Raw genomic sequence first — 26,958 nt, 5'->3', positions numbered from 1 at the left:
CGCTTACGCCAGCTTGCCGTGGCACTGCTTGAACTTCTTGCCGCTGCCGCAAGGGCATGGATCGTTACGGCCGACCTTCACGCCCATGTAGCTGCTGTGGTCTTCGGCCGAGACCGCGTCGCCTTCGCCACCCTTGTTCGGGTTCGGATTGAACAGCTCTTCCGGCGCGGCCGATGGGTTGTAGTCGGCGTGCTGGTAGTTGACGTTCTCGAGCTGGGCCGCCTGCGCCGCCATTGCCGCTTCGGCTGCTTCGACTTCTTCGCGCGACTGGATGTGCACCGTCATGACGGTGCGAATCACTTCGTTCTTGATCAGATCCAGCATGTTCGAAAACAGCTCGAACGCTTCGCGCTTGTATTCCTGCTTCGGGTTCTTCTGTGCGTAGCCGCGCAGGTGGATACCCTGGCGCAGGTGATCCAGCGCTGCGAGGTGTTCACGCCAGTGGGTGTCGACGCTCTGCAGCATGACGTTGCGCTCGAAACCACCGAACGATTCGCGGCCCACGATGCCGACCTTGCTGTTGTACGACGTTTCCGCCGCCGTCAGCACGCGCTCGAGCAGGTCGTCGTCGTTCAGGTTCGGCTCGTCCTGCAGCATCTGCTGCAGCGGCACGTTCAGGCTCCACTCGCCCGCCAGCGTCGTTTCCAGCGTCTTGACGTCCCACTGTTCTTCGACCGATTCGGCCGGTACATGGAGGCGCACCTGGTCGGTGAACACGCCCACGCGCAGCGAATTGATCATCTCGCTGATGTCGGTTGCTTCGAGCAGTTCGTTACGCTGGGTGTAGATCACCTTGCGCTGGTCGTTGGCGACGTCGTCGTACTCGAGCAATTGCTTACGCACGTCGAAGTTGCGGGCCTCGACCTTGCGCTGGGCCGACTCGATCGAGCGCGAGACGATGCCAGCTTCGATCGGTTCGCCTTCTGGCATTTTGAGGCGGTCCATGATCGCACGCACGCGATCGCCCGCGAAGATGCGCAGCAGCGCGTCGTCCAGGCACAGGTAGAAGCGGGACGAACCCGGATCGCCCTGACGGCCCGAACGGCCGCGCAGCTGGTTGTCGACGCGGCGCGATTCGTGGCGCTCGGTGCCGATGATGTGCAGGCCGCCGGCATTGACCACGTGGTCATGCAGCGATTGCCACTCGTCGCGCAGCGTCTGCGACTGGGCCGCTTTTTGCTCGGGGGTCAGGTTGCCATCGGCTTCGATGAGCTGGATCTGCTTGCCCATATTGCCACCCAGGACGATGTCGGTACCACGGCCGGCCATATTGGTGGCGATGGTGATCATCTTGGGACGGCCCGCCTGCGCCACGATTTCCGCTTCGCGTGCGTGCTGCTTCGCGTTCAGGACGTTGTGTGGCAGGTTGGCTTTGGTCAGGATGCCCGACAGGAGTTCGGAGTTCTCGATCGAGGTGGTGCCCACCAGGACCGGCTGGCCGCGCTCGTAGCAGTCACGGATGTCCATGACCATCGCGTTGTACTTTTCGTCGGACGTCTTGTAGACCTGATCCTGGCGGTCCTTGCGCTGCGACAGCCGGTTCGGCGGGACGACGACGGTTTCGAGACCGTAGATTTCCTGGAATTCGAAGGCTTCGGTGTCGGCGGTACCGGTCATGCCGGCCAGCTTGCCGTACATACGGAAGTAGTTCTGGAACGTGATCGAGGCCAGCGTCTGGTTCTCGTTCTGGATGCGCACGCCCTCTTTCGCTTCGACGGCCTGGTGCAGGCCGTCCGACCAGCGGCGGCCCGTCATCAGGCGGCCGGTGAATTCGTCGACGATCACGACTTCGTTGTTCTGCACCACGTAGTGCTGGTCCTTGTGATACAGAACGTGGGCGCGCAACGCCGCGTACAGGTGGTGGATCAGCGTGATGTTGCCGGCGTCGTACAGCGACGCGCCTTCAGGCAGCAGGCCCATCTCGGTCAGGATCGCTTCGGCGTGCTCGTGGCCCGATTCGGTCAGCAGCACGGTGTGCGCTTTTTCGTCCTTCAGGTAGTCGCCCGGGACTTCGATCTTGCCCTTGCCGTCCGGGGTTTCTTCGCCGATCTGCTGGACCAGCTGCGGCGGGACCGCGTTCAGGCGGATGTACAGGTCGGTGTGGTTCTCGGCCTGGCCCGAGATGATGAGCGGCGTGCGCGCTTCATCGATCAGGATCGAGTCGACTTCATCGACCACCGAGAAATTCAGGCCGCGCTGGACGCGCTCGCGCAGGTCGTAGACCATGTTGTCGCGCAGGTAGTCGAAGCCGAATTCGTTGTTGGTGCCGTACGTGATGTCCGAGCTGTAGGCTTTCTGCTTGCTGTCGTGGTCGAGCTGCGACAGGTTGACACCGGTGCTCAAGCCCAGCCAGCCGTACAGCTGGCCCATCTGGTCAGCATCGCGCTGGGCCAGGTAATCGTTGACGGTAATGACGTGCACGCCCTTGCCCGACAAGCCGTTCAGGTAGACCGGCAGCGTGGCCATCAGGGTCTTGCCCTCGCCCGTGCCCATCTCCGCGATCTTGCCTTGGTGCAGGACCATGCCGCCGATCAGCTGCACGTCGAAGTGGCGCATCTTCATGACGCGCTTGGCCGCTTCACGGCAGACGGCGAATGCTTCTGGCAGGATCTCGTCGAGGGTCGTGCCCTTGGCCAGCCGGTCCTTGAATTCAGGCGTCTTGGCTTGCAGTTCCGCGTCCGAGAGCTGCTCCATCTGTGGCTCGAGCGCGTTGATGACACGCACGGTCTTTTGATATTGCTTGAGCAGTCGCTGGTTGCGACTGCCGAAAATCTGGGTCAGGAATGACATGCTTGGTTTCTAGTATTAAATACGCCGCAATAGACGCCAATGAGGGAGCCAAGATGATATCAAACAGATTTCACCAAAGACCGCGTTAGGCAAATAACCACTGATTTTATCATGCGATTCGGCCACACTTGGGGATCGTGGGCAGGATAACAAGTCCCGCAGGGACAGAAACGTTATCAGACTGCCTCGTATGGCGTGCAAAATCCCACCCTGCATTGCCCGGGAGCCGACGCTGCGCCGGGGTTTCCCCATCTGCCGCGCGCTGTGGTATGTTCCGAGCATGCAGCAACCTCCCCCAAAGCGCCCGGTCCATATCTTCGGCACCAAGAACCGGCAGACCTCGCACGCCGCCACCGAATTCCTGCGCTCGAACGACCGCCTGGCCAGCCTGATGCCGGCCATCACGCGCATGGCGCGCCTGCAGGCCGACTGCGCCGCAGCGCTGCCGGCCGTGTTTCACAACTGCGATGTGCTGTCGTTCCAGGAAGGGGTATTGATTCTGGCCGTGCCCAGCTCGGCGCTGGCGGCGCGGCTCAAGCAGATGCTCCCCAAGCTGCAGAGCACGCTCATCGGGCGCGGCTGGCAGGTGGAGTCCACCCGCATCAAGGTGCAGGTCACGCGCGCACTGCCCGACAAACCCGAGATGCGCACGCTGGAGCTGCCGCCGACGGCGGTGCGCGCGTTCGAGGAACTGGCTGCGTCACTGCCGGACGACAAGCACAATCACGATCTGGTGGCAGCGCTCAGGGCGCTGGCGGCAAAGAGAAGATAGACGGCAGCGCCGGGATCAGCTCTGCGCCCACTCCCGCGTCATCTGCTTGACGTACGACGGCGGCGCTGTATCGAGCGCATCGAAGCTGACGATCTCGTACGAATCCGGCTGCGCCAGCAAGGCGCGCAGCAGGTCGTTGTTGAGCGCATGGCCCGACTTGTGGGCCGTGTAGCTGGCCAGCAGCGGATGGCCGACCAGGTACAGGTCGCCGATCGCGTCGAGGATCTTGTGGCGCACGAATTCATCCTCGTAGCGCAGGCCGTCGGCATTCAGGATGCGGTATTCATCCATCACGATCGCGTTCTCGAACGAGCCGCCGCGCGCCAGGCCCATGCCGCGCAGGCTCTCCACGTCCTGCATGAAGCCGAACGTACGCGCACGCGCCACGTCGCGCACATAGGTGATGTCGCCGAAGTCCACGCTCGCGCGCTGCATCGTGCCATCGACCGCCGGATGATTGAATTCGATGAAGAAGTCGAGCTTGTAGCCATTGTGCGGCGACAGGCGCGCCCACTTTTCGTTCGCGCCGCTGCCCTGGCGCACTTCGACGTCCTTCAGCACACGGATGAACTTGCGGGCCGACGACTGCTCTTGCACACCGGCCTGCTGCAGCAGGAACACGAACGACGACGCCGAACCGTCCATGATCGGGATTTCCTCGGCCGTCACGTCGATGACGAGGTTGTCGATGCCCAGGCCGGCGCAGGCCGACATCACGTGTTCGACGGTCGAGACGCGCGCATCGTCCTTGATCAGGACCGACGCCATGCGCGTGTCGCCCACAACGTGCGCGGAGCTGGGAATGGACACGATCGGGTCGAGATCGACCCGGCGAAACACGATGCCCGTGTCCGGACCGGCCGGGCGCAGCGTGAGTTCGACCTTGCGGCCCGAGTGCAGTCCGACGCCCGTGGCGCGGACCAGTTCCTTGATGGTTCGTTGTTTCAGCATGGATCGATTATAGCCCAGCGTCTCCGGCGCTGCTGCGCCCCTCCCCTGCTCGTCAAGGATGCTCGGCTTCGACGTGCTCTTTCTCATGGCGGATCAGATACAGGCCGCTGCCGATGATGATCGCTGCGCCCAGCAGCGTGTAGCTGTCGGGCAGCGCGCGCCACAGCAGCCAGTCCAGGCCCACGCCCCAGGCCAGGGCCGAATATTCGAATGGCGCCACGCTCGACGCTTCACCGCGCGAAAACGCTTCGGTGATCGCCAGCTGGCCGATGAAACCCGACACCGCCAGCCCGCACAGGATCGGGATTTCACGGGCCGACAGCGCCACCCAGTCGGGCGCCGCCAGGGCGCCGGCGCCAATGGCGATCAGCACCATCAGCCAGAACACCGTGTGTTCGCTGCGGTCGGTCCGTGACAGCACCCGCACCGTGATCGCCGAGACGGCGTAGCAGGCGGCCGACCCCAGCACCGCCAGGCCGCCCACCGTCAGGAAGCCCGCACCGCTGGGGCGCAGCACGACCAGTACGCCAATCAGCCCGACGCCAATGGCGACCCAGCGCGCCAGGTCGACGCGCTCGCGCAGCAGCAGGACCGACAAGGCCGTGATCAGGGCCGGCGCAATGAAGAAAATCGAATAGGCTTCGGCCAGCGACAGCTTCTGCAGGCCGAAGGCGAACAGCGCCAGCATCAGGATGCCCAGTCCGGCGCGCAGCAGGTGCATCGGCCAGCGCACGCGCAGGATGCCGGCAAATGCGCCGCGCCAGGCCACGTACAGGGCAATCAGGGGCAGCGAGCAGATGGCGCGCAAGGCGGCGACCTGCAGCGCCGGATAGCGCGCCGACAGCAGCTTCATGGCCGTGTCCATCAGCGCGAACATGAAGACGGCAAGCAGCATCGCGTAGATGCTGTACAGGTTTCCCGATGGGCGCTTCACGGTGCGGCGTTCCTTGTTGGCAGTGAAAAAAAAACGGCGCCGTGGCGCCGTTTGTCATGGGGGGGCGTAGGGTGGACGGGTTTTCCCGTCCACGCGTCCAACGAACCTCAACGCGCCACAAAATCAGCTTGATCTGAACGGGTGGATGGCACGGCCATCCACCCTACGGCCAGCTGGATGCCGCGCCGGTCGTTGCAACAAAAATCAGCCCAGCTTTTCCAGCATCGCTTCGGCGCTCGACGCTTCGACGCCCTTGGCGTCGAGGTCCAGCGTCTTGACCACGCCGTCTTCCACCAGCATCGCGTAGCGCTTCGAGCGCACGCCCATGCCGTGGGCCGAGTAGTCGTTGTCCAGGCCCAGCGCCTTGGTGAACGTGGCGTTACCGTCGGCCATCATGCGCACGATGCCGGTGGCTTTCTGGTCGCGGCCCCAGGCGCCCATCACGAACGCGTCGTTGACCGAGATGCACCAGATTTCATCGACGCCCTTGGCTTTCAGCGCGTCAGCATGCTTGACATAGCCCGGCACGTGCTGCACCGAGCAACCCGGCGTGAACGCGCCTGGCAGGCCGAAGATGACGATCTTCTTGCCCTTGACCAGATCGGCGACCTGGAACGTGTTCGGGCCCAGGCTGCAGCCTGCGGTTTCGTTCTCGATGAATTCGGCCAGCGTGCCGTCGGGCAGGCGTTCGCCAATCTGGATGCTCATGTTCGCTCCTGTGAAGGTTGTGTGAATCCGGCCATTATCGCCGATCCGGGCCCCGGACGTAAAAAGGGCCAGCTCGCGCCGGCCCTTTCGACGGCGGCTGGCTCGCGCCAGCCGTCATGCCAAAACTCAGTCCGCCTGCTTGCGCAGGAACGCCGGAATGTCGTAGGTCTCGACGCCATTGCGCTGCATTGCCTGCACCTGCTCGGATGCCTGCTCGCGGCGCCACACGGCCGGCTGCTTCATGCCGCCCAGCGCGTCAGCGCTGGCCTTGCCGGCGGTCAGGCCACCGGCCACCGCTGCGGCGCCCTGCATCACTGGCGCGTCGTAGGTACCGGTGCGCATCACTTGCTGCGGCTGGACCAGCTGGATCGACTTCTTGTTCTTGCCCAGGCCCGTCGCGACCACGGTCACACGAATCTCGTCGCCCATCGAGTCGTCGTAAGCGATACCCTGTGCGATCGACGCGTCCGGCGCGGCGAAGGCGCGCACGGCGGCCATGACTTCCTTGATCTCTTTACCTTTCAGGCCACGGCTTGCGGTCACGTTGACCAGCACGCCCTTGGCGCCCGACAGGTCGATACCGTCGAGCAGCGGCGAAGCGACAGCCTGCTCGGCAGCGATGCGCGCCCGGTCGACGCCAGCGGCGGTCGCGGTGCCCATCATGGCCTTGCCCTGCTCGCCCATGATCGTCTTGACGTCGTTGAAGTCGACGTTGATATGGCCCGGCACGTTGATGATCTCGGCGATACCGGCAACCGCGTTGTTGAGCACATCGTCGGCGTGCTGCATCCAGTCGAGCATGCTTTCGTCTTCGTAGATGTCTTCGAGCTTTTCGTTCAGGATGACGATCAGGGAGTCGACGTGCTTGGTCAGTTCTTCGAGGCCCGCTTCGGCCACGTCCATGCACTTCTGGCCTTCGTACGAGAACGGCTTGGAGACGACAGCGACGGTCAGGGCGCCCATCGACTTGGCCACTTCGGCCACGATCGGTGCGGCGCCGGTACCGGTGCCGCCGCCCATGCCGGCCGCGATGAAGACCATGTGCGCGCCGCGCAGTGCGTCTTCGATGCGCGAGCGCGATTGTTCGGCGAGCTGGCGACCGACTTCGGGACGCATCCCTGCGCCCAGGCCCGAATCACCGATCTGGATGATGTTGCCGGCGCTCGATACGGCCAGCGCTTGCGCATCCGTGTTCGCGGCGATGAACTCGACACCGGATACACCTTTATTGATCATGTGCTGAACCGCGTTGCCGCCGGCGCCACCGACGCCCACGACCTTGATCACGGTCCCCAGTGCTGCGTTATCGACCATATCGAACTCCATGATGTGCTCCCTAATTTTCAAAGTGCAGTTACGGGAACGAGGCCTGTGCGTATCTGGTTCGCCGCCTCAAACCGGTATCTGCGATTGTATGTAAAAAACTGTAATTCGTGATGAAATTTCGCTACCTAATTTGTTACCAAGTGCTAGTGCGATTGCATGTGCGTCAGAAGTTCCCCGCGATCCACTCCTTCATACGCTGCCAGACTGCCTTCACCGAACCATCCTGGCGCGTGACGATGTGTCCGCGCAGGTACTGTTTCTTTGCTTCGAGCAGCAAGCCAAGCACGGTGGCGTAGCGGGGGCTGCGCACCACATCGGCCAATTGCCCGCGGTAGTCCGGCGTGCCGAGGCGTGCCGGTTTGAGGAAGATGTCTTCCGCCATTTCGATCATGCCGGGCATGATTGCGCTGCCGCCAGTCAGGACGATGCCGGACGACAGCACGCCTTCGTAGCCCGATTCGCGCACGGCCTGGTGCACCATCGCGAACAGCTCCTCCACCCGGGGCTCGATCACGGCCGCCAAAGCCTGGCGCGACAAGGCGCGCGGGCCGCGGTCACCGAGACCTGGCACTTCGAGTGTCTCGCCCGGGTCGGCCAGCACCTGCTTGGCCACGCCGTAGCGGATCTTGATATCTTCGGCTTCGCCGGTCGGCGTGCGCAAGGCCATCGCGATGTCGCTGGTGATCTGGTCACCCGCGATCGGGATCACGGCCGTGTGGCGGATCGCGCCATCCGAGAACACCGCGATGTCGGTGGTGCCGCCGCCGATGTCGATCAGCACCACGCCCAGTTCTTTCTCGTCGACCGTCAGCACCGCGTCGGCGGACGCCATCGGCTGCAGGATCAGGTCCGAGACCTCGAGACCGCAGCGGCGCACGCACTTTACAATGTTTTGTACCGCAGAGACCGCACCGGTGACAATGTGCACCCGCACTTCGAGGCGGATGCCGCTCATGCCGATCGGCTCGCGCACGTCTTCCTGGTTGTCGACGATGAATTCCTGCGGCACCGTGTGCAGCAATTGCTGGTCGGTCGGGATGTTCACCGCCTTGGCCGTCTCGATCACGCGCGCCACGTCGGTCGCCGTGACTTCTTTCTCCTTGATCGCCACCATCCCGCTCGAATTGAACGAACGGATATGGCTGCCGGCGATGCCGGCGTAGACGTTGCGGATCTTGCAATCCGCCATCAGCTCGGCCTCTTCCAGCGCGCGCTGGATCGATTCGACGGTGGCCTCGATGTTGACGACCACGCCTTTCTTCAATCCCCTGGACTCGTGCTGACCCAGCCCGATCACCTCGTGGCGTCCGTCGGACATCACTTCGGCGACCACGGCCACCACCTTGGAGGTGCCGATGTCGAGACCGACGATCAGGTTTTTCGCGTCTTTTGTCATTGCTGTAGCCTGCTCAGATTTGCTTGGTTGTTGTATTGGTTTTTGTATTCGGTGCGGCTTTGGGTTTCTTGGCTGCCTTGACCGGCTTCGTCGCATCCAGCGGCACGTTCAGCGCCGCCGACGACAAGGCCAGTCCGTTCGGATAGCGCATATCGATCGTATCGATACGGCCCTCCTGCAGCCGGGCCACCAGCTGCGGGTACACGCCGACCAGGCGCGCGACGCGCTTGTTCAACGTGTTGCGATCCTGTTCGCGTCCCAGTTCGACGCTCATGCCATTATCCAGCTTCACGGTCCATGCATAGCGATTCGATAGCGACAACGCGTGCGGCACCAGCGCCACCTTGGCAAACGCCGTGCGCAATTCATTGAAGCGCGCCAGCACATCCTTCTCGCTGCCCACCGGTCCATCGAACTCCGGCAGCGTCTGTTCATCGTCGGCTTCGGCGATATTGGCCGTAAACACGTCGCCCTTCACCGACAGCAGGCGGCCTTCGTCGCCCCAGGTGCCGAGCGCCTCGTGCTCTTCGACTTCGACCACCAGCGCGTTGGGCCATTCGCGGCGCACCGTGGCGCGGCGTACCCAGGGCACGGTCTCGAACGTCGCGCGCACCTGTTCCAGGTCCGCGGTAAAGAAGTTGCCGCGAATTTTACCGACCACGCCGTTGCGCACGGTCAGTTCGTTCACGTGTTTCAGGTCGATCCCGTACATGCTCTCCACCGTCACCGAGCCCAGTGCGAACATCGGGCGCTGCGACAGCCACCAGACGCCGGTCACCAGCGCGGCGAGCACCGTCAGCGCCGTCAGGAAGCTGGCAGTTGCATTGAGGGAGCGGACGTCATGCCACATTGCGCTCAGTCCTTCGCTTCGGGTTTCGCACCCCGGTTGCCCATCTTGAGCCGCGCCGAACGCAGGATCTCGACGCACAGGTCTTCGTAGCCGATGCCCACCGCGCGCGCCGCCATCGGCACCAGCGAGTGCGTCGTCATGCCCGGGGACGTGTTCACCTCGAGCAGGAACGGACGCATGTCGCTCTCGCGCACCAGCACGTCCACGCGGCCCCAGCCTTCGCAACCGATCGCGCGGTAGGCGTTCACCGCATGACGCTGGATCTCCTGCGTCAGTTCGTCGGGCAGCGGCGCCGGGCAGTGGTATTGCGTGTCGTCGGTGAAGTACTTGTTCTGGTAGTCGTACTTGCCTTCGGGCGCGACGATCTCGACGATCGGCAGCGCGCGGGCGGCGGCGCCCTGCCCCAGCACGGCGACCGTGAATTCACGGCCGGTCACGAACTGCTCGGCCAGCACCGCGTCGTCCATGCTGGCCACGAGCGCGATCGCGTCGGCCAGCTGGTCACGCTCAAGGACCTTGGTGATGCCGATGCTCGAGCCTTCGAGCGGCGGCTTGACGATCAGCGGCAGGCCCAGTTCGGCGACCAGCGCATCCAGATCGGTATCGGCGTCGACCGTCGCGTATTTTGGCGTTGGCACGCCTTCCATCAGCCACAGCTTCTTGGTGGTGATCTTGTCCATGCCGACACTCGAAGCCATCACGCCGCTGCCGGTGTACGGAATGCCCAGTTGCTCGAGCGCGCCCTGCAGGCTGCCGTCTTCGCCGTAGCGGCCGTGCAGCGCGATGAACACGCGGTCAAAACCCTGCGCAGCCAGATCGGCCAGGCTGTGCGTGCCCGGATCGAACGGGTGCGCATCGATGCCGCGGCTTTTCAGGGCCTGCAGCACGCCGTTGCCGGAAATGAGCGAGATTTCGCGCTCGGCCGAGCGGCCGCCGAACAGGACGCCGACCTTGCCGAAGACGGTCGCATCGAGAAGTTGAATGGTCGTCGTCATGCTCAGCCTTTCGCTGTGGTCAGTTGTTGCGGAATGCCGCTGATCGAGCCGGCGCCCATCGTCAGCACGACGTCGCCGTCGCGCGCCACATTCAGGATGGCGTCCCGCATGTCGGCAATGGACTCGACAAAGATCGGCTCGATCTTGCTGGACGTGCGCAGTGCACGCGCCAGCGCGCGGCCGTCAGCGGCCACGATCGGCGCTTCGCCGGCCGGATACACGTCGGCCAGCAGCAGCACGTCCGGCGTGGCCAGCACCTTGACGAAGTCTTCGAACAGGTCGCGCGTGCGGCTGTAGCGGTGTGGCTGGAAGGCCAGCACGAGGCGCCGGCCCGGGTAGGCGGCGCGCGCCGCGGCCAGCGTGACTTCGGTTTCCACCGGGTGGTGGCCGAAATCGTCGACCAGCGTGAAGCTGCCGCCGGACGCCAAAGCCACGTCGCCGTAGCGCGTGAAGCGGCGGCCCACGCCGCGGAACTCCAGCAGGCCCTGGGCGGTGGCAGCATCGTCGATGCCGATTTCGCGCGCGATGGCAATCGCCGAGCAGGCATTGAGCACATTGTGCATGCCGGGCTGGTTCAACACGAACTTGGTGTCGGCATAGCCTTCCTGGCGCACGGTGAAGTGCATGTGCGTGCCATCGGCGTACGCATCCAGCGCGCGTACTTCGGCTTCTTCCGAAAAGCCGTAGGTGGTAACCGGCTTGGTCACCTGCGGCAGGATCTCGCGCACGTGCTTGTCGTCGATGCACAGCATCACGCGGCCGTAGAACGGCAGGCGGTGCGTGAAATTGACAAACGCGCTCTTGAGTTTCTCGAAGTCGTGCTCGTAGGTTTCCATGTGATCGGCGTCGATGTTCGTGATCACTTCGATCATCGGCGACAGGTTCAGGAACGACGCATCCGATTCATCGGCTTCTGCCACGATGTAGTCACCGCTGCCCAGCGCCGCATTGGCGCCGGCGGCGGTCAGGCGGCCACCGATGACGAAGGTCGGATCGAGCCCGCCTTGCGCCAGGACCGATGCGACCAGGCTGGTGGTCGTCGTCTTGCCGTGCGTGCCCGCAATCGCGATGCCGCGCTTCAGGCGCATCAGTTCGCCCAGCATGATCGCGCGCGGCACCACCGGCACTTTATTTGCGCGCGCCGCCACCACTTCCGGGTTGGCTTCGTTCACGGCGGTCGAGGTCACGACGACGTCGGCGCCCGCCACATTGTCTTCGTGGTGGCCCAGGTGCACGGTCGCGCCCAGGTCGGCCAGGCGCTGGCTAGCGGCATTGCTGCCCAGGTCCGAGCCCGACACCTGGTAGCCGAGATTGAGCAGCACTTCGGCGATGCCGCTCATGCCGCTGCCGCCGATGCCCACGAAGTGGATGTTCTTGATCTTGTGTTTCATGCTGCTTTTACCCTTGCTGCCAGTTGTTCGAGTTCGCGCGCGATCGCTTCGTTGGCGTCGCGCTGGCCGACGCGCGCTGCTGCCTGCGCCATGGCCAGGCACTGCTCGCGCGTCGTTTGCAGCAGACTTTTCAGTCGCTGCGGATTCAGTTCGCCCTGCGGCAGGTGCACGGCCGCACCTTGAGCATCCATCCAGATCGCGTTGTCGCGCTGGTGGCTGGTGGTGCTGGCCACGAACGGCACCAGCACGCTGGCCACGCCGGCTGCCGTCAGTTCGGACACCGTGATCGCACCGGCGCGGCAGATCACCAGATCGGCATCGGCGTACGCCGCCGCCATATTGTCGATGAAGTCGACCACATTGGCCTGCACGCCAGCCTGTGCATACGCGGCGCGCAGCGCATCGATATTCTTCTTGCCCGACTGGTGCGTGACGATCGGCCGTTCCGCCGGGTCGATCAGGGCCAGGGCCGCCGGCACGCCATCGTTGAGCACCTTGGCGCCCAGGCTGCCGCCAACGACCAGCACGCGCAGCACGCCGGTGCGGTCGGCGAAGCGTTCGGCGGGCGCTGGCAGATCGAGGATCTGCTGGCGCACCGGGTTGCCGGTGACAACCGCCTTGCCGGCTGCCTTGCCGAAATCGGCCGGGAAGCCAAACAGCACGCGCTGCGCCAGCGGCGTCAGGGTCTTGTTCGACAGCAGCAGCGCGGCATCGGCATTGATCAGGGCCAGCGGAACGCCGGCGGCGCGCGCCATCATGCCGCCCGGTACCGTCACGTAACCGCCCATGCCCAGCACGACGTCCGGCCGGCGCGCAGCCAGGTAGCGCCGGCAGGTCGCAAACGCGGCCGCCATCTTGAACGCGCCCTTGATGGTGTGCGCCAGGCCCTTGCCGCGCAGGCCGGCGAAGTCGATCGTGTCCATCGCGATGCCGGCTTTCGGCACCAGATCGGTTTCCATGCCGTGGGCGGTGCCCAGCCAGCTCACTTCCCAGCCGCGCGCGCGCATCGTCTGCGCGATTGCGATACCGGGGAAGATGTGGCCACCGGTGCCGGCGGCCATGATCATCAGCTTTTTGGTCATGTGCGGCCTCCGCGCATGCGCACGCGATTCTCGTAATCGATGCGCAGCAGGATCGCCAGGCCAACGCAGTTGAACAGCACGCCCGAACCGCCAAAGCTCATCAGCGGCAAGGTCAGGCCCTTGGTGGGCAACAGGCCCAGGTTTACGCCCATATTGATGAAGGTCTGCACGCCGATCCAGATGCCGATGCCTTTCGCAGCCAGGCCAGCGAACACCTGTTCGAGCGCGATCGCCTGGCGGCCGATGTCGAAGGCGCGCTTGACGAGCCAGTAGAACATCGCCACCACGACCAGCACGCCGACCAGGCCCAGTTCTTCGCCGATGACCGCCATGATGAAGTCGGTGTGCGCTTCGGGCAGGTAGAACAGCTTTTCGACCGAGCCGCCCAGGCCCACGCCAAAGAATTCGCCGCGACCGAACGCGATCAGCGAGTGCGTCAGCTGATACGCCTTGTCCAGCGCATTGCCCTCTTCCCACGGGTTCAGGTAAGCGAACATGCGCGCACGGCGGAATGGCGAGAGCGCGATGATCGCGCTGAAGATCACGACCAGCAGCGCGCCGATGCCGCCGAACCAGATGATGTTGATGCCGCCCAGGAACAGGATGCCCATCGCGATGCAGACGATCACGCCGAAGGCGCCCAGATCCGGCTCCATCAGCAAGAGGCCCCCCACCAGGCCAATGGCCACGACCATCGGCACGAAGCCCTTGGTCAGCTTGTGCATGTACTCTTGCTTGCGCACCGTGAAGTCGGCCGCGTACAGCACAACGGCGATCTTCATGATTTCGGACGGCTGCACCATGAATACCTTGAGCGACAGCCAGCGGCGCGCGCCGTTGACCGACACGCCCAGGCCCGGAATCAGGACCAGCACCAGCAGCACTAGCGTGCCGATGAAGATCATCGGTGCATGGCGCTGCCAGACGGCGATCGGCACGCGGAACACGACGGCCGCCGCCACCATCGAGACGAGAATGTAGACCGCCTGGCGGTACAGGAAGTATTCGTTGCGGTCCTGCAGATAGCGGAATTTCGGCGAATCGGGCAGCGCGATCGACGCCGAGTACACCATCACCATCCCGAACAGCATCAGGAGCAGCGTGACCCAGACCAGCGGCTGGTCGTAATCCATCATTTTCGACGGCCGGCTGCGCCCGTCGACAGTGGCGTCGACGGCGTTGCCGGAAAACTTGAAGGGCAGCTGGAAGGCCATCAGATCTCCTGCCCTTTATCGAGTGCGATGTCGCGCACGGTCTCGACGAACACCTGCGCGCGGTGCGCGTAGTTCGTGAACATGTCCAGGCTGGCGCACGCTGGGGACAGCAATACCGCGTCCCCGGCACGCGCCAGACCGGCCGCGCGGCGCACTGCCTGCGGCAAGTCGTCGAGGTCGAACGCCGGCACGCCGGTCGCATCGATCGCGGCGCGCACGGCCGGCGCATCGCGGCCGATCAGCAGCACGGCGCGGGCATACGCCGCCACGGGCTGGGCCAGCGGCGAAAAGTCCTGCCCCTTGCCGTCGCCACCGGCGATCAACAGGATCTGCTGGTCGGCGCCGGCAAAGGCCTTGCCCAGGCCCTGCAGCGCAGCGACGGTGGCGCCGACATTGGTGCCCTTGCTGTCGTCGTAATAGTCGACGCCGTCGATGGTGGCCACCAGCTCGACGCGGTGCGGTTCGCCCGCGTACTCGCGCAGGCCATGCAGCAGCGGCGCCAGCGGCAGGCCGCAGGCGCGGCACAGGGCCAGCGCGGCCAGCGCGTTGGCGGCATTGTGCAGGCCGCGAATCTTCAGCGCATCGGCCGGCATCAGGCGGCCCACGATCGCGTCGACCTGTTCGCGGATTTCGCCGCGTTTGAGTTTCTTGTCGCTCGCCTCGCCCGCCACGGCGTTGGCCAGCCACAGCACGCCGCGCTCGTCGATCAGGCCGAAGCTGTCAGCGTCGACCGGCTCGTCGGTACCGAAGGTGAACAGCGGCGCATCGACCGCCATGCGCATCACGCGCGCATCGTCGCGATTCAGGACGCGAACGGTATCCGGGCCAAATATGCGCGCCTTGTCGGCTGCGTAGGCATCCATCGTGCCGTGCCAGTCGAGGTGATCCTGGGTCAGGTTCAGCACCGTCGCAGCGTCGGCCTTGAGACTGAACGTTGTATGCAGCTGGAAGCTGGACAATTCCAGCACCCAGGCTTGCGGCAGCTCGTTCGCATCGATCGACTCGCGCAGCACGTCCAGCGCCGCCGGGCTGATATTGCCGGCCACGCGCGTGGTCAACCCCGCGCGGCGGCACAGCAGGCCGGTCAGGCTCGTCACCGTCGTCTTGCCGTTGGTGCCCGTGATCGCGATGACCTTCGGCGCATAGCCGCTGCTCTCGCGCAGGTGCGCCAGCGCCTGGGCAAAGAGTTCGATCTCGCCCCAGACGGGGATATCGCGGGTAGCAGCGGCAGGCATGATCGCGGCCAGTTCGCGCTCCGGGGCCAGGCCCGGGCTGACGGCAACGAAATCGACGCCATCGAGCAGGTCGGCGCCAAATTCGCCGGCGACGAACTGCGCATCCGGCGCGGCCGCGCGCAGCGCCGGCAGGCGTTGCGGTTCAGCGCGCGTATCGGCCACGCGCACGCGTGCGCCGCCCCGCGCGAGCCAGTGCGCCATCGCGAGCCCCGATTCACCGAGGCCCAGTACCAGTGCGAGTTTGCCGTCGTAGTTCATTAACGCAGTTTCAGTGTAGAGAGACCGACCAGGATCAGCACGATGGTCACGATCCAGAAGCGGACCACGACCTTGGTTTCGTTCCAGCCTTTTTGTTCAAAGTGGTGGTGCAGCGGCGCCATCAGAAACACGCGGCGGCCGGTGCCATAGCGCTTCTTCGTGTACTTGAACCAGGTCACCTGGATGATCACGGACAGCGTTTCGGCCACGAACACGCCGCCCATGATGAACAGGACGATTTCCTGGCGCACGATGACGGCGATCGTGCCGAGCGCGCCGCCGAGGGCCAGCGCGCCGACGTCGCCCATGAACATCTGGGCCGGGTGCGCGTTGAACCACAAGAAGGCCAGGCCCGCGCCGGCCATCGCGCCACAGAAGATCAGCAGTTCGCCAGCGCCCGGGATGTACGGAATCAACAGGTATTTCGAGAACGTCACGCTGCCGGTGAGATACGCGAACAGGCCCAGGGCCGCGCCGACCATCACGGTCGGCATGATCGCCAGGCCATCGAGGCCGTCGGTGAAGTTCACGGCGTTGGATGCGCCCACGATCACGCAATAGGTCAGCGCAATGAAGCCCCAGACGCCCAGCGGATAGCTGATGGTCTTGAAGAACGGGACGATCAGGTCGGCCTTCGGCGGGAGGCTCATCGAGAAGCCCGACTGCACCCAGGCGTAGAACAGTTGCGCGACTTCCCATGGATTGGCGGCCGAGACCGAGAACGCCAAATAAAGAGCAGATGCGATACCTATGAGCGACATCCAGAAGTATTTTTCGCGCGAGCGCATGCCTTCCGGGTCCTTGTAGACCACCTTGCGGTAATCGTCGACCCAGCCGACGGCGCCAAAGCCCATCGTCACGACCAGCACTGGCCAGATCAGGCGGTTCGACAGGTCGCACCACAGCAGCGTAGAGATGCCGATCGCGATCAGGACCAGCACGCCGCCCATCGTCGGGGTGCCGTGCTTGGTCAGGTGGCTTTGCGGACCGTAGGTACGCACGGCCTGGCCGACTTTCAGTTCGGTCAATTTGCGGATGACGATCGGGCCGGCCACCAGGCCAATGGTGATGGCCGTGATGGTGGCGAACACCGCGCGGAACGTGAGGTAGTTAAACACGCGCAGCGGACCGAGATAGTCCTGAAAGTATTGTGCGAGCCAGAGAAGCATATTAGTGGGCGTCCTTGCCAAGGGGGGTTGATCCGGTCAGGTGCTGGACCACGCGTTCCATTTTCATGAAACGCGAGCCCTTCACCAGCACAGTCGCGTCCGTATTGCTGCCCAGTTTTTTGTCCAGTGCTGCCAATAACTCGTCGAACTGCTCGTAATGCTGTGCTCCCGACGCGGCCAGATGGCGCGCCAGCTCGCCTGTCGCGAGCACGGTGTCGATGCCACGCGTATGTGCGTAAGCCCCGATTTCTTCGTGAAATTCTTTGCCCTGCGCGCCGACCTCGCCCATGTCGCCCACCACGAGGATGCGCGGCGCGGGATACGCGGCCAGCACGTCGATGGCAGCGCGCATCGAATCGGGATTGGCGTTGTAGGTGTCGTCGATGACGGTCGCGCCGCCGGCGGCCTGCTTGCGCTGCAGGCGCCCGCCGACTGGTGCGAAGGCTTCGAGGCCACGCACGATGGCGTTCTGGTCGATGCCGGCGCCGAGAGCACAGGCAATCGCGGCCAGCGCGTTGCGCACATTGTGTTCGCCGGCCGCGGCCAGCTTGATGGCGAACTGCGCGCCGCGTGCGCTCACCTGCAGATCGCTGCCGAAACCATTGCTCGTGTAGTCGGCGCGCACGTCGCAGGCGTCAGTCAGGCCAAACGTGATGACGTCGCAGGCGGCCAGGCCGCGCCACAGATCCGTGTAGATGTCGTCGCCCGGGAACACGGCCACGCCATTTGGTACCAGCGCCAGCGCTTGCAGCACCGCGCCATTTTCGCGCGCCACCGCTTCCACGGTGTGCATGAATTCCTGGTGCTCGCGCTGCGCATTGTTCACCAGTGCGACCGTCGGTGCGGCGATGGCGGCCAGGCGGGCGATCTCGCCCGGATGGTTCATGCCCAGTTCCACCACCGCGGCGCGATGGGAAGCCGTCAGGCGGAACAGCGTGAGGGGCACACCGATCTCGTTGTTCAGATTACCCTGCGTGGCCAGGCGCGCTTCTTCGCCCACTGCCGCCGCCAGGATCGATGCGATCATTTCCTTGACCGTCGTCTTGCCGTTGCTGCCGGTGACGCCGATGACGGGCAGATCGAATCCCGTGCGCCAGGCATGCGCGATGCGGCCCAGCGCAGCCAAGGTGTCGGGCACGACGATCGCCGGCAGTGTCCAGCCTTCGGGCAGCGCCGACACGACCACCGCCGCGACGTCGCGCGCGGCGACCTGGTCGAGGAAATCGTGCGCGTCGAACGACTTGCCACGCAGCGCGACGAACAGCGCGCCGGCGTCGACCTTGCGGCTATCGGTCGACACGCCGCCAAAGGCGACATCCGCGCCGACGAGGCGCGCGCCGGGAATGGCCGCCACGAGTTGTGCCAGGGTACCGCGCATCAATGCGTCCTCAACATGGTAAGCCGCGCCGTCAATGCGAGCGAAGCGTGGTCCGTATCCGAAAACGGCATCTTGCGTCCCTTGATTTCCTGGTAAGGCTCATGGCCCTTCCCGGCCAGCAGGATCACGTCCTGCCTGGCGGCCTGTTTCACGGCCAGCAGAATGGCCGACGCGCGGTCTTCCACCGTCTGCAGGCGCGAGCCTGGTGCGTTGGCGTCCATCCCCGCCACGATCTGGGCGATGATGGCCACCGGCTCTTCGCTGCGCGGGTTGTCGCTGGTGACGAGCACCTGGTCGGCGGCCTGCGCGATGCGGCCCATTTGCGGGCGCTTGCCCGGATCGCGATCGCCACCGCAGCCAAACACGCACCACAACTGGCCGCCGCGGTCAGCCGCCACCTGGCGCAGCGCGCCCAGGGTTTTTTCCAGCGCGTCCGGCGTGTGTGCGTAGTCGATCACGACCATCGGCGCATCCTGCCCGCCCATCTGCTGCATGCGGCCCGGCGCCGGGACCAGCGCTTCGATCGCCTCGACCGCGCTTTTGAGCGCTACGCCGCGCGCCAGCAAGGCGCCCAGCACCGCCAGCGTATTGCTCACGTTGTAGTTGCCCACCAGACGGCTGCGGATGGTCGCGCTGCCCGCAGGCGTCTCGACCTGGCATTCGGTGCCGGCGTTCTTGCTGCGCATGCCGCTGGCGCGCAGGACGGCCACGCCATCCGGCACAGCAGCAGTGGCGTCCAGCGTATAGCCGGTGACGGCCAGCGCCGGGAAGTTGGCGCGCAGATGCGCCACCAGGCGCTGCCCGGCCGCGTCGTCGAGGTTCACGATCGCGTGCTTCAGGCCCGGCCACTCGAACAGCTTGACCTTGGCCGCCTCGTAGCTGGCCATGTCGCCATGGAAGTCGAGGTGGTCGCGCGTCAGGTTCGTGAAGATCGCCACGTCGACATGCATGCCGGCCGTGCGCTGCTGCACCAGGCCGATCGACGAGGCTTCGATTGCCAGCGCCGTGACGCCCTTGCCGTTCAACTCCGCCAGCGTCTGCGCCAGCAGCACCGCGTCCGGCGTCGTGTAGCCGGTGACGTCGAACTGCGCTTCGGTCTTTGCCTTGGGCGCGATGACGCCCACGCCCAGCGTGCCGATCACACCCGCGGTCTCGCCCAGGCGCGCCAGCGCTTGCGCGGTCCACAGCGCGCACGAGGTCTTGCCGTTGGTGCCAGTGACGGCGACGGTAAACATCGCGCTGTCCGGCTGGTCCAGCACCGCGTGCGCGATCGGGCCGGCCAGTTGCTTGAGGCCTGCCACGGCCAGGTGCGGCGTCGTGACTGTATCAGGCCAGGTGAAGTCCTGGTCGTCATACACGATGGCGGCGGCGCCCGCGTCGGCAGCCGCGCCGATGAAGCGGCGGCCATCCTGCGCATCGCCCGGATAGGCAAAGAACACGTCGCCCGGCTGCACGCGGCGCGAGTCGGAAACGAGACGGCCGCCCGGTGCGGCGGCAGCGATCCAGTTGCGGATGTCGTTCAGGCTTGGGCTCATCACATGCTCTCCTCTAATGGGACTTCAGGAATGATGATGTCCGTGATGGAGGAATCGGGCGGCACGTTGGCTGCGCGCAGCGCGCTGGCAAACAGGTCGGCAGCCGTCGGTGCGGCGACGCTGCCGCCGGTGCGCAGGGCGCCGCTCGGATCGTCGACCATCACGGCGATGATGAAGCGCGGCTTGGACATCGGCCCGATGCCGGCGAAATAGCCGATATTGTTGGTGCGCGAGTAGCGGCCGTTGACGAGCTTTTCGGCCGTACCGGTCTTGCCGCCGATGCGGTAGCCGGCGACCTGCGCTTTGGACGCCGTGCCCTGCGGGCCGACCACCGATTCGAGCATCGTGCGCACCTGCGCTGCGGTCTTGGGCGAAATCACCTGCTGGCCGACCGGCTCTTCGTTGACCTTCACGAACGACAGCGGAATGATGTCGCCATTGCGCGCGAAGATCATGTACGAGCGCGCCATCTGCAGCAGCGACACTGACAGGCCGTGGCCGAAGGCCATGTTCGCGTACTCGATCGGACGCCACGATTTCCATGGCCGCACGCGGCCGGCGGTCGCGCCCGGGAAGCCGAAGCGCGGCGCCTGGCCGTAGCCGACCTTGGTGTACATCTCCCACATTTCCTGCGGCGGGATGCGCTGCGACACCTTGACGGCGCCGATATTCGACGACTTCTGGATGATGCCGCTGACCGTCTGCACGCCGTAGTTGTGCGTGTCGCGAATGCGCTTGCCGGTGATCGTCATCCAGCCCGGGTTATTGTCGAACACCGTGTCGGGCGTGATGCGGCCCGTGTCCAGGCCCAGGCCGATGGTGATCGGCTTGATCGTCGAACCCGGCTCGAACGTGTCGGTAATGACGCGGTTGCGCAGCTGCTCGCCGGTCAGCTTGGAGCGGTCGTTCGGGTTGTAGGTCGGGTAGTTCGCCAGCGCCAGCACTTCGCCGGTGTGCACGTCGAGCACCACGGCGGCGCCGGCCTTTGCATTGAACTTCTCGACCGCGTTCTTGATACTGGTAAACGCAATGTATTGCAGCTTGCTGTCGACCGACAGCGTCAGGTCGCGCCCCTGGTGCGGTTCACGGAACATGCCCAGATCTTCGGCGATGTGGCCCAGGCGGTCCTTGATCACGCGGCGGCTGCCAGGCACGCCCATCAGCGTTTTCTGGTGTTGCAGCTCCATGCCTTCCTGGCCCTTGTCTTCCACATTGGTGAAACCGACCAGGTGGGTGACGACTTCGCCCTGCGGGTAGAAGCGCTTGTATTCCTTGCGCGTGTCGAGGCCATTGATCTTGAGCTTCTCGATTTCGGCGATCACCGGCATTTCGACCTGGCGTTTCAGGTAGACGAAGGTGCGGTCCGAGTCGAGCTTCTTGCGGATGTCGGCTTCGGGCATGCCCAGCAGCTTGGCCAGTGCAGTGATTTTTTCCGGCGGCGAGGCCAGCACGTCTTCGGGGATCGCCCACACGGCGCGTACCGGCAGCGACGTGGCCAGCACGGCGCCGTTGCGGTCGAGGATGCGGCCACGGGTAGCCGGCAGTTCAAGCGTGCGCTCGTAGCGGCTCTTGCCCTGGCTTTGCAGGAACTGGTTCGACACGCCCTGCAGCCAGACGGCGCGCACGGCCAGCGCGGCAAACGACGCGAACAGGACGAACAGCACCATGCGCGAGCGCCAGTCGGGCAGGCGCACGGCAAGCACCGGGCTCTTGGTGAATGCAACGCCCTTCGAGGCAGCAACGCGTGCGCCGGATTTGGAAGCACCGCGCGTCATGGGGCGCCTTCGGTCAGGTATTGGGTACGGGCGGGCGTGAGCGGCGCCATATTCAGTTCGGAACGGGCAATCTGCTCGATGCGATCGTTCTTGGCCAGGCGCGACTGGTCGAGCTGGAGCTGGTCCCAGTCGACGTCGAGCTGGCGCGCGTGCTGCTGCAGGCGTTCGAGTTCGATCAGCAAATGGCGCGCCTGGTAGCGGGCGTTGACGACCGACAGCGCGCAGCCGACCAGCAGCGTGGTAAGAAACACGTTGACCTTCACGCTCATGTCGGCGTTCCCAGGCGTTCGGCGACGCGCAGCACGGCGGAGCGCGAGCGCGGGTTGTCCGACACTTCGGCATCCGATGGCTTGATCTTCGTGATCAGCTTCATCAACGGCTGCGGCAGATCGACGGCGCGGATCGGCAGGCGCCGGTCGGGCTGTTCGACATTGGCTTTGGATGCGAAGAATTGCTTGACCATGCGGTCTTCCAGCGAGTGAAAACTGATCACCGACATGCGGGCGCCAGGCGCGAGCATGCTGTAGGCAGCGGTCAACCCCGCTTCGAGGTCTTCAAGCTCTTGATTGATGAAAATCCGGATAGCCTGAAAGGTCCTGGTTGCCGGATCCTTGCCTTTCTCCCTGCTTTTGACCGTGCTTGCCACGATTGCGGCAAGCTGTCGTGTGCTTGAAATTGGTTCGACTGCGCGGCGAGCAACAATCGCCTTTGCAATCTGAAAAGCAAACCGCTCTTCTCCATAATTGCGTATCACCTTTTCCAAATGGTTTTGCTCTGCCGTCGCGACCCATTCGGCCGCCGACATGCCGCGCGTGGTGTCCATGCGCATGTCGAGGGGGCCGTCCTGGCGGAAGCTGAAGCCGCGGCTGGCGTCGTCGACCTGGGGCGAGGAAATGCCCAGGTCAAGCAGGATGCCGTCGACCTGATGAATGCCGCGCGCGGCAAGCGCGTCGGCCATCGTGGCAAAGCTGTCGTGAACAATGCTGAAACGCGGATCGTCGATCTGCTCCGCGGTTGCAATGGCTTGCGGGTCCTTGTCGAACGCGATCAGGCGCCCCTCGGGGGCCAGGCGCGACAGCAGCAGGCGGCTGTGACCGCCGCGACCGAAGGTCCCGTCTATATACGTACCGGAAGCACGTGCGCCGCTCAGCTCGAGCGCATCGACTGCTTCGTCAAGTAGCACCGTGCGATGCTGATAATCAGGCACCGTCAAAGAATCCGTCATCGGCGCCTCAGAAAGAAAAATTGGAAAGTACATCCGGCATGCCGCCAGCCACAGCTGCGGCCTCGTCCTCGGCCAGTTTGGCGGCGTTCCAGATTTCGAAGTGGCTGCCCATACCGAGCATCATCACTTCCTTCTCGAGCCCGACTGCAGCGCGCAGCTCGGGGGAGATCAGGATCCGTCCGGCGCTGTCGAGCTCGACATCGACGGCATTGCCAAGGAAAATACGCTGCCACGAACGGGCCGACATCGGCCAGGCAGCGATCTGCTTGCGATGCTCTTCCCACACCGGGCGCGGAAAGAACAACAGGCAGCCCTGTGGGTGCTTGGTCAGCGTGACGCGACCTTCACACTGAAGTGTCAGGGCGTCACGATGCTTGGCTGGAATGGACATCCGCCCTTTTGCATCGAGGTTGATCGCTGACGCGCCCTGGAACACGTAAATGCCTAGCTTGGAGAATTCGGTTGGTCGTTGTTGTCTGGCGCCGGGATCTGGATTTCTTCCCACAAATCGACACTTTTTCACACTGTTTCCCACTTTAGTGGAAGCAATGTTGACGGTCAAGCGAAATCCCAACCGTGCTTTCCTAATTTTGCCAATGAAACCAATGACTTAGGTGTATGTTTGGGGTACTCGACAATTCAAAATATTCCTTTAAATTAGGGACTTAGCCGTTACAGTGAAGGTCCGGCCTCATTCTGCAACCACATATTTACGTTTGTGCAAGCGCAAGGCAAAGAATAAAATTGACGTAAAGTAACAACCAGCGTGTGTTTGAAACCACTGTACGGGCATCCAGCACTCTGATGTAACCCAAGAACTTGCCAATGCGCTATGCTCCGCTTTGCAGCACCGGATAACGACTTTTGGTTTAATGAATCATTCATTTTTCCGGTTAACTATTTTGACTTTGGGAAACTTAAAACGTAACATCAGTAAATATGAAAAATTCACCCGACCTGCAGCCGGCCGCACCGTACAACGCCGCCGACTATTGCTCAACCAAGGAGGCGGCAGCGGTCCTTGGCGTGTCGCATCGCACGGTGCAACTGTGGGTCGAGAGCGGCACGCTGCAGGCGTGGCGCACCGCTGGCGGCCATCGCCGCATCACGCTGGAATCGGTCAACCGCCTGGTCGAAGGGCGCCGTATTGCCATTGCCGCGCACGCGCCGCCACCGGCCACGCCGGTCGCCTCGGCGTCATCGACGCGCCGCGTACTCGTGGTGGACGATGATCCCCTGATGCTGCGCCTGTACGAACTCGAGATGGCCGGCTGGGGCATGGACCTGAACGTCGTCAAGGCCAACAACGGCTTCGAGGCCCTGATCCGCATCGGCGAAGAGCGGCCCGACCTGCTGGTGAGCGACCTCAACATGCCGGGCATGGACGGGTTCCGCATGATCCGCACGCTACGCGAAGACAGCGGCAGCGCTGGCATGAGCATGATCGTGGTGAGCGGCCTGGACCGTGCAACGATCAAGGCCATGGGCTTGCCGGCCGATATCCCGGTGTTCCCGAAGCCGGTGCCGTTTGGCGAACTGCGCGCCGCTGTCGAACACGGTCTGGCGCGCGCTTGATCAGCAACTGAACTGCTATGCTCGGCGCACCGACGCGCCTTCGATGCCAGCCCATCCATGACCGCCACCCTGGCCTTCCTGCCGATCCTGCCCCTCCCGTCGACACTGCGGTTCGACCCGGCCGGCATCATCGGCCCCTACCCACGGCAGGAGCACGGCGATGCCCGCTAATACCATTCTTGTCGTCGATGACCAGGACGAACTGCGCCTGCTGATTTCACTGAGCCTGCAGGCTCTGGGCCGCATCGTCGAAGCGGCCAACGCCGAACAGGCGCTCGCGAGGTTTTCGGCCGAGCGGCCCGACGTCGTCATGCTCGATATCTGGCTCGGCCCCGGCGAGAGCGGCCTGGACGTCTGCGCGCGCCTGCGGCAGGATCCCGCCAATGCCGGCGTCAAGATCGTGCTGCTGTCGGCCTGCGGCCAGCAAAGCGACGTCGCAGCCGGCATGGCGGCTGGCGCCGATCTGTACATCGTCAAGCCGTTCAGCCCGATCGAACTGGTCGACGCGGTATCGGGATTGCTGGCGAATTTGCCTGAAAACACGCTCTGATATTTCTTTTTTGAAACTAATATTGCTTTTAGAGACTATTCTCTAATTCGCTATAAAACCGCAAAATCGACAACTGTGTTTATCTTTATCGCAATTTTCAGGCGTCCAGTGCGCGACCTGCGCGACACATCCGGTCGAACCAGCTAGTAAATACCGTCAATCCCGAAATACCGCTACATCCCCTGCTCGCACTGCCCCGCACTGCGCTCGCGCACGCCGCTGCCAAAGTGGCTATGATGGTCTTTATCGATCATCTACCGGCTATTTGCCCCGAACACAAAGCATGTCGCGCTCCCTCCGTTTCCTTGCTGCTCTGCTGGCCACCGCCACCCTGACCTTGCCGGTTGGCGCGGATGCACGCGTGGTGTCGGCAAGCTTCGAAGCGCGCCTGACGATCGTGGCCACCTGTTCGATCAATGCCGGCGCCGCCGTGCAGGTGCAGTGCGCCAGCCCGGCCACACCGTATCTTCTGGACGCCCCGGCGGCGCCATCGCTGCGCAGCGCCGGCCCGGACGCCGGCCGCGTCACCGTCTACTTCTGACGCACTGACAATCGAGCCAGGTCATTGCCTGGTCATTACCAGGCCTGCCCTGTCGGCCTGCACGCCTCTCCGGTATCATGCAGGGATGAATTCCATTCCTTTTATGCCGTTCGTCATCGGGGTCGCCGGTGGCAGCGGCAGTGGCAAGTCCACGGTCTCCCAGCAGGTACTGGCGTCGTTCGGTGCCGACATGGTCTCGATCGTGATGCAGGACGATTACTACCGCGACCAGTCCGACCTGCCCCCTGAAGTGCGCCGCAAGCAGAACTACGATCATCCGCACGCGTTCGACTGGCCGTTGCTGATCCAGCACGTCCAGGCGCTGCGCAATGGCGAGGCGATCGCAATGCCCGAGTACGATTTCACGATCGACAACCGCTCGGACAAGACCATTCCCGTCAAGCCGGCACCCGTGATCGTCGTCGAAGGGCTGTTCGCGCTGTACGACGCCGATCTGCGCGACATGATGTCGCTGAAGATCTTTGTCGATACGGCGTCCGACGTGCGCTTCATCCGCCGCATGCAGCGCGATATTGCCGAACGCGGCCGTTCATTGGAGAGCATCGTCAGCCAGTACCTGGACACGGTGCGGCCGATGCACAAGCAGTTCATCGAACCCACCAAGCGCAATGCCGACGTGATCCTGCCCCATGGCGCAAACGGCCCGGCGGTCGACATGATCACCACCAAGGTCGCGAGCATCATCGGCCGGTCGAAGCGGCCCTGAATACCGCACGGCGCGCGGCGCGCACGGGCAATTCAGGAGCGCATGTGCTTTTCAACGGCGGCCTGCAGCGCGGATCTGAACCCGGCCAGGTCGCCCGACTTGTGGACATAGTCGGCGGCGCCAAGCGTGCGGGCACGCTCGCGGTCGGCGTCGAGATCCGAGTTGGTCAGGATGATCAACGGCACCTCGTGCTGTAACTGGTAGCCCCGCATCAGGATCATCGTTTCGAACCCATCCATCCGGGGCATCTTCAGGTCCATCAGGATGAGGTCGAAATGACGTTGCTTCATCAGGACCAGCGCATCCCAACCGTCGCGCGCGACATCGACATCGAATCTGCCTTCGAATTTTTCCAGCGCCTGCAGTGTGAATTCAGCGTCAAACGGAAGGTCTTCGACCACCAGGATGACTTTTTTGGCAGCATTGTCTGTCTTGGTCATTGCACAGTCTGGCTTCCGGTAAATCGCTTTGGAGGGGTCCTGCTGGTTGTTGGCATCATCAATACAGTATAGACGAGCAACCAGCGTGGCGTTGCGGCATGTCCGGCCGATGTCCCGACAATGTGAGGCAATCGTCCAGCC

The 26,958-nt window shown here is 64.0% G+C and carries 25 protein-coding genes; 5 read left to right on the top strand and 20 right to left on the bottom strand.

The window, feature by feature from the left end:
• Positions 1 to 3 precede the first annotated feature (3 nt).
• On the bottom strand, positions 4 to 2,790 hold the full coding sequence (gene secA, locus AC56LW_RS07155) for a preprotein translocase subunit SecA (RefSeq protein WP_499633138.1): 2,787 nt from the start codon (positions 2,788 to 2,790) through the stop codon (positions 4 to 6).
• Between the two features lie 280 nt (positions 2,791 to 3,070).
• Between secA and AC56LW_RS07150 the strand changes: the two genes are divergently transcribed.
• A complete protein-coding gene (locus AC56LW_RS07150; RefSeq protein WP_499633136.1) occupies positions 3,071 to 3,562 on the top strand; it encodes a DciA family protein in 492 nt (163 codons plus the stop codon).
• Positions 3,563 to 3,577: 15 nt separating this feature from the next.
• On the opposite strand, the gene lpxC is transcribed toward AC56LW_RS07150, so the two are convergent.
• The 18 genes from lpxC to mraZ all read right to left on the bottom strand — a co-directional run bounded on the left by lpxC (position 3,578) and on the right by mraZ (position 23,420).
• Complete coding sequence (gene lpxC / locus AC56LW_RS07145) at positions 3,578 to 4,513, bottom strand: UDP-3-O-acyl-N-acetylglucosamine deacetylase (protein ID WP_332533076.1); 936 nt, start codon at positions 4,511 to 4,513, stop codon at positions 3,578 to 3,580.
• Positions 4,514 to 4,565: 52 nt separating this feature from the next.
• Complete coding sequence (locus AC56LW_RS07140) at positions 4,566 to 5,408, bottom strand: DMT family transporter (protein ID WP_499633669.1); 843 nt, start codon at positions 5,406 to 5,408, stop codon at positions 4,566 to 4,568.
• 243 nt (positions 5,409 to 5,651) lie between these two features.
• The gene (locus AC56LW_RS07135) at positions 5,652 to 6,155 is read right to left on the bottom strand and encodes a peroxiredoxin (RefSeq protein WP_332533075.1); all 504 of its coding nucleotides are present in this window, start codon (positions 6,153 to 6,155) and stop codon (positions 5,652 to 5,654) included.
• Positions 6,156 to 6,281: 126 nt separating this feature from the next.
• Positions 6,282 to 7,481 (bottom strand): cell division protein FtsZ, encoded by a 1,200-nt coding sequence (gene ftsZ / locus AC56LW_RS07130; protein ID WP_332533074.1) that lies wholly within the window; start codon positions 7,479 to 7,481, stop codon positions 6,282 to 6,284.
• 163 nt (positions 7,482 to 7,644) lie between these two features.
• A complete protein-coding gene (ftsA, locus tag AC56LW_RS07125; protein ID WP_183557224.1) occupies positions 7,645 to 8,877 on the bottom strand; it encodes a cell division protein FtsA in 1,233 nt (410 codons plus the stop codon).
• A gap of 13 nt (positions 8,878 to 8,890) precedes the next feature.
• Positions 8,891 to 9,727, bottom strand: coding sequence for a cell division protein FtsQ/DivIB (locus tag AC56LW_RS07120; protein WP_183557221.1), 837 nt, complete (start codon positions 9,725 to 9,727; stop codon positions 8,891 to 8,893).
• Between the two features lie 5 nt (positions 9,728 to 9,732).
• On the bottom strand, positions 9,733 to 10,722 hold the full coding sequence (locus AC56LW_RS07115) for a D-alanine--D-alanine ligase (protein WP_332533073.1): 990 nt from the start codon (positions 10,720 to 10,722) through the stop codon (positions 9,733 to 9,735).
• 2 nt (positions 10,723 to 10,724) lie between these two features.
• Positions 10,725 to 12,113, bottom strand: a complete 1,389-nt coding sequence (gene murC, locus AC56LW_RS07110; protein WP_332533072.1) for a UDP-N-acetylmuramate--L-alanine ligase — start codon at positions 12,111 to 12,113, stop codon at positions 10,725 to 10,727.
• Positions 12,110 to 13,195 (bottom strand): undecaprenyldiphospho-muramoylpentapeptide beta-N-acetylglucosaminyltransferase, encoded by a 1,086-nt coding sequence (gene murG, locus AC56LW_RS07105; protein WP_499633133.1) that lies wholly within the window; start codon positions 13,193 to 13,195, stop codon positions 12,110 to 12,112. The genes murC and murG overlap by 4 nt, the downstream gene beginning before the upstream one ends.
• A complete protein-coding gene (gene ftsW / locus AC56LW_RS07100; protein WP_332533070.1) occupies positions 13,192 to 14,409 on the bottom strand; it encodes a putative lipid II flippase FtsW in 1,218 nt (405 codons plus the stop codon). The genes murG and ftsW overlap by 4 nt, the downstream gene beginning before the upstream one ends.
• The gene (murD, locus tag AC56LW_RS07095; RefSeq protein WP_332533069.1) at positions 14,409 to 15,902 is read right to left on the bottom strand and encodes a UDP-N-acetylmuramoyl-L-alanine--D-glutamate ligase; all 1,494 of its coding nucleotides are present in this window, start codon (positions 15,900 to 15,902) and stop codon (positions 14,409 to 14,411) included. Before murD ends, ftsW begins: the two co-directional genes overlap by 1 nt.
• Positions 15,902 to 17,071: a phospho-N-acetylmuramoyl-pentapeptide-transferase gene (gene mraY, locus AC56LW_RS07090; protein WP_183557206.1), complete on the bottom strand. Its 1,170-nt coding sequence runs from the start codon at positions 17,069 to 17,071 to the stop codon at positions 15,902 to 15,904. Before mraY ends, murD begins: the two co-directional genes overlap by 1 nt.
• Before the next feature lies 1 nt (position 17,072).
• Positions 17,073 to 18,449 carry a UDP-N-acetylmuramoyl-tripeptide--D-alanyl-D-alanine ligase gene (locus AC56LW_RS07085; RefSeq protein ID WP_499633131.1) on the bottom strand — a complete coding sequence of 459 codons (1,377 nt, stop codon included), beginning with the start codon at positions 18,447 to 18,449 and terminating at the stop codon, positions 17,073 to 17,075.
• The gene (locus AC56LW_RS07080; RefSeq protein WP_499633129.1) at positions 18,449 to 19,984 is read right to left on the bottom strand and encodes a UDP-N-acetylmuramoyl-L-alanyl-D-glutamate--2,6-diaminopimelate ligase; all 1,536 of its coding nucleotides are present in this window, start codon (positions 19,982 to 19,984) and stop codon (positions 18,449 to 18,451) included. The genes AC56LW_RS07085 and AC56LW_RS07080 overlap by 1 nt, the downstream gene beginning before the upstream one ends.
• A complete protein-coding gene (locus tag AC56LW_RS07075) occupies positions 19,984 to 21,759 on the bottom strand; it encodes a peptidoglycan D,D-transpeptidase FtsI family protein (RefSeq protein ID WP_332533066.1) in 1,776 nt (591 codons plus the stop codon). The genes AC56LW_RS07080 and AC56LW_RS07075 overlap by 1 nt, the downstream gene beginning before the upstream one ends.
• Positions 21,756 to 22,028: a cell division protein FtsL gene (gene ftsL, locus AC56LW_RS07070; RefSeq protein WP_183557193.1), complete on the bottom strand. Its 273-nt coding sequence runs from the start codon at positions 22,026 to 22,028 to the stop codon at positions 21,756 to 21,758. The genes AC56LW_RS07075 and ftsL overlap by 4 nt, the downstream gene beginning before the upstream one ends.
• On the bottom strand, positions 22,025 to 22,984 hold the full coding sequence (rsmH, locus tag AC56LW_RS07065) for a 16S rRNA (cytosine(1402)-N(4))-methyltransferase RsmH (protein ID WP_499633127.1): 960 nt from the start codon (positions 22,982 to 22,984) through the stop codon (positions 22,025 to 22,027). The genes ftsL and rsmH overlap by 4 nt, the downstream gene beginning before the upstream one ends.
• Positions 22,985 to 22,991: 7 nt before the next feature.
• Entirely contained in the window at positions 22,992 to 23,420 is a 429-nt protein-coding gene (gene mraZ / locus AC56LW_RS07060) for a division/cell wall cluster transcriptional repressor MraZ (RefSeq protein ID WP_183557569.1), read from the bottom strand.
• 503 nt (positions 23,421 to 23,923) lie between these two features.
• Here mraZ and AC56LW_RS07055 point away from each other — a divergent pair.
• From AC56LW_RS07055 to udk, 4 genes are all read left to right on the top strand, one after another.
• Positions 23,924 to 24,559 carry a response regulator gene (locus AC56LW_RS07055; RefSeq protein ID WP_499633125.1) on the top strand — a complete coding sequence of 212 codons (636 nt, stop codon included), beginning with the start codon at positions 23,924 to 23,926 and terminating at the stop codon, positions 24,557 to 24,559.
• 160 nt (positions 24,560 to 24,719) lie between these two features.
• On the top strand, positions 24,720 to 25,109 hold the full coding sequence (locus tag AC56LW_RS07050; RefSeq protein ID WP_499633123.1) for a response regulator transcription factor: 390 nt from the start codon (positions 24,720 to 24,722) through the stop codon (positions 25,107 to 25,109).
• Positions 25,110 to 25,392: 283 nt separating this feature from the next.
• Positions 25,393 to 25,650, top strand: coding sequence for a hypothetical protein (locus AC56LW_RS07045; protein ID WP_499633121.1), 258 nt, complete (start codon positions 25,393 to 25,395; stop codon positions 25,648 to 25,650).
• Between the two features lie 85 nt (positions 25,651 to 25,735).
• A complete protein-coding gene (gene udk / locus AC56LW_RS07040; protein ID WP_499501002.1) occupies positions 25,736 to 26,377 on the top strand; it encodes a uridine kinase in 642 nt (213 codons plus the stop codon).
• A gap of 32 nt (positions 26,378 to 26,409) precedes the next feature.
• Here the strand turns inward: udk and AC56LW_RS07035 are convergent, their stop codons facing one another.
• The gene (locus AC56LW_RS07035) at positions 26,410 to 26,817 is read right to left on the bottom strand and encodes a response regulator (protein WP_499633119.1); all 408 of its coding nucleotides are present in this window, start codon (positions 26,815 to 26,817) and stop codon (positions 26,410 to 26,412) included.
• Positions 26,818 to 26,958 lie beyond the last annotated feature (141 nt).

Source organism: Telluria sp. LT2P80 (assembly GCF_059685955.1).
Note: the sequence above shows the minus strand (reverse complement) of the source record. Positions and strands in the feature narration are given on the sequence as shown.

What these genes read in the sequence shown, in the direction of transcription:
- mraY (WP_183557206.1), bottom strand. Translation starts at nt 17,071, where the DNA reads ATGCTTCTCTGGCTCGCACAATACTTTCAGGACTATCTCGGTCCGCTG.
- AC56LW_RS07050 (WP_499633123.1), top strand. Translation starts at nt 24,720, where the DNA reads ATGCCCGCTAATACCATTCTTGTCGTCGATGACCAGGACGAACTGCGC.
- murD (WP_332533069.1), bottom strand. Translation starts at nt 15,902, where the DNA reads ATGAACTACGACGGCAAACTCGCACTGGTACTGGGCCTCGGTGAATCG.
- AC56LW_RS07115 (WP_332533073.1), bottom strand. Translation starts at nt 10,722, where the DNA reads ATGACGACGACCATTCAACTTCTCGATGCGACCGTCTTCGGCAAGGTC.
- secA (WP_499633138.1), bottom strand. Translation starts at nt 2,790, where the DNA reads ATGTCATTCCTGACCCAGATTTTCGGCAGTCGCAACCAGCGACTGCTC.
- lpxC (WP_332533076.1), bottom strand. Translation starts at nt 4,513, where the DNA reads ATGCTGAAACAACGAACCATCAAGGAACTGGTCCGCGCCACGGGCGTC.
- AC56LW_RS07085 (WP_499633131.1), bottom strand. Translation starts at nt 18,449, where the DNA reads ATGCGCGGTACCCTGGCACAACTCGTGGCGGCCATTCCCGGCGCGCGC.
- AC56LW_RS07075 (WP_332533066.1), bottom strand. Translation starts at nt 21,759, where the DNA reads ATGACGCGCGGTGCTTCCAAATCCGGCGCACGCGTTGCTGCCTCGAAG.
- AC56LW_RS07045 (WP_499633121.1), top strand. Translation starts at nt 25,393, where the DNA reads ATGTCGCGCTCCCTCCGTTTCCTTGCTGCTCTGCTGGCCACCGCCACC.
- AC56LW_RS07120 (WP_183557221.1), bottom strand. Translation starts at nt 9,727, where the DNA reads ATGTGGCATGACGTCCGCTCCCTCAATGCAACTGCCAGCTTCCTGACG.
- ftsL (WP_183557193.1), bottom strand. Translation starts at nt 22,028, where the DNA reads ATGAGCGTGAAGGTCAACGTGTTTCTTACCACGCTGCTGGTCGGCTGC.
- ftsA (WP_183557224.1), bottom strand. Translation starts at nt 8,877, where the DNA reads ATGACAAAAGACGCGAAAAACCTGATCGTCGGTCTCGACATCGGCACC.
- udk (WP_499501002.1), top strand. Translation starts at nt 25,736, where the DNA reads ATGAATTCCATTCCTTTTATGCCGTTCGTCATCGGGGTCGCCGGTGGC.
- ftsW (WP_332533070.1), bottom strand. Translation starts at nt 14,409, where the DNA reads ATGGCCTTCCAGCTGCCCTTCAAGTTTTCCGGCAACGCCGTCGACGCC.
- ftsZ (WP_332533074.1), bottom strand. Translation starts at nt 7,481, where the DNA reads ATGGAGTTCGATATGGTCGATAACGCAGCACTGGGGACCGTGATCAAG.
- rsmH (WP_499633127.1), bottom strand. Translation starts at nt 22,984, where the DNA reads ATGACGGATTCTTTGACGGTGCCTGATTATCAGCATCGCACGGTGCTA.
- AC56LW_RS07035 (WP_499633119.1), bottom strand. Translation starts at nt 26,817, where the DNA reads ATGACCAAGACAGACAATGCTGCCAAAAAAGTCATCCTGGTGGTCGAA.
- AC56LW_RS07080 (WP_499633129.1), bottom strand. Translation starts at nt 19,984, where the DNA reads ATGAGCCCAAGCCTGAACGACATCCGCAACTGGATCGCTGCCGCCGCA.
- AC56LW_RS07135 (WP_332533075.1), bottom strand. Translation starts at nt 6,155, where the DNA reads ATGAGCATCCAGATTGGCGAACGCCTGCCCGACGGCACGCTGGCCGAA.
- AC56LW_RS07055 (WP_499633125.1), top strand. Translation starts at nt 23,924, where the DNA reads ATGAAAAATTCACCCGACCTGCAGCCGGCCGCACCGTACAACGCCGCC.
- AC56LW_RS07150 (WP_499633136.1), top strand. Translation starts at nt 3,071, where the DNA reads ATGCAGCAACCTCCCCCAAAGCGCCCGGTCCATATCTTCGGCACCAAG.
- AC56LW_RS07140 (WP_499633669.1), bottom strand. Translation starts at nt 5,408, where the DNA reads ATGCTGCTTGCCGTCTTCATGTTCGCGCTGATGGACACGGCCATGAAG.
- murG (WP_499633133.1), bottom strand. Translation starts at nt 13,195, where the DNA reads ATGACCAAAAAGCTGATGATCATGGCCGCCGGCACCGGTGGCCACATC.
- murC (WP_332533072.1), bottom strand. Translation starts at nt 12,113, where the DNA reads ATGAAACACAAGATCAAGAACATCCACTTCGTGGGCATCGGCGGCAGC.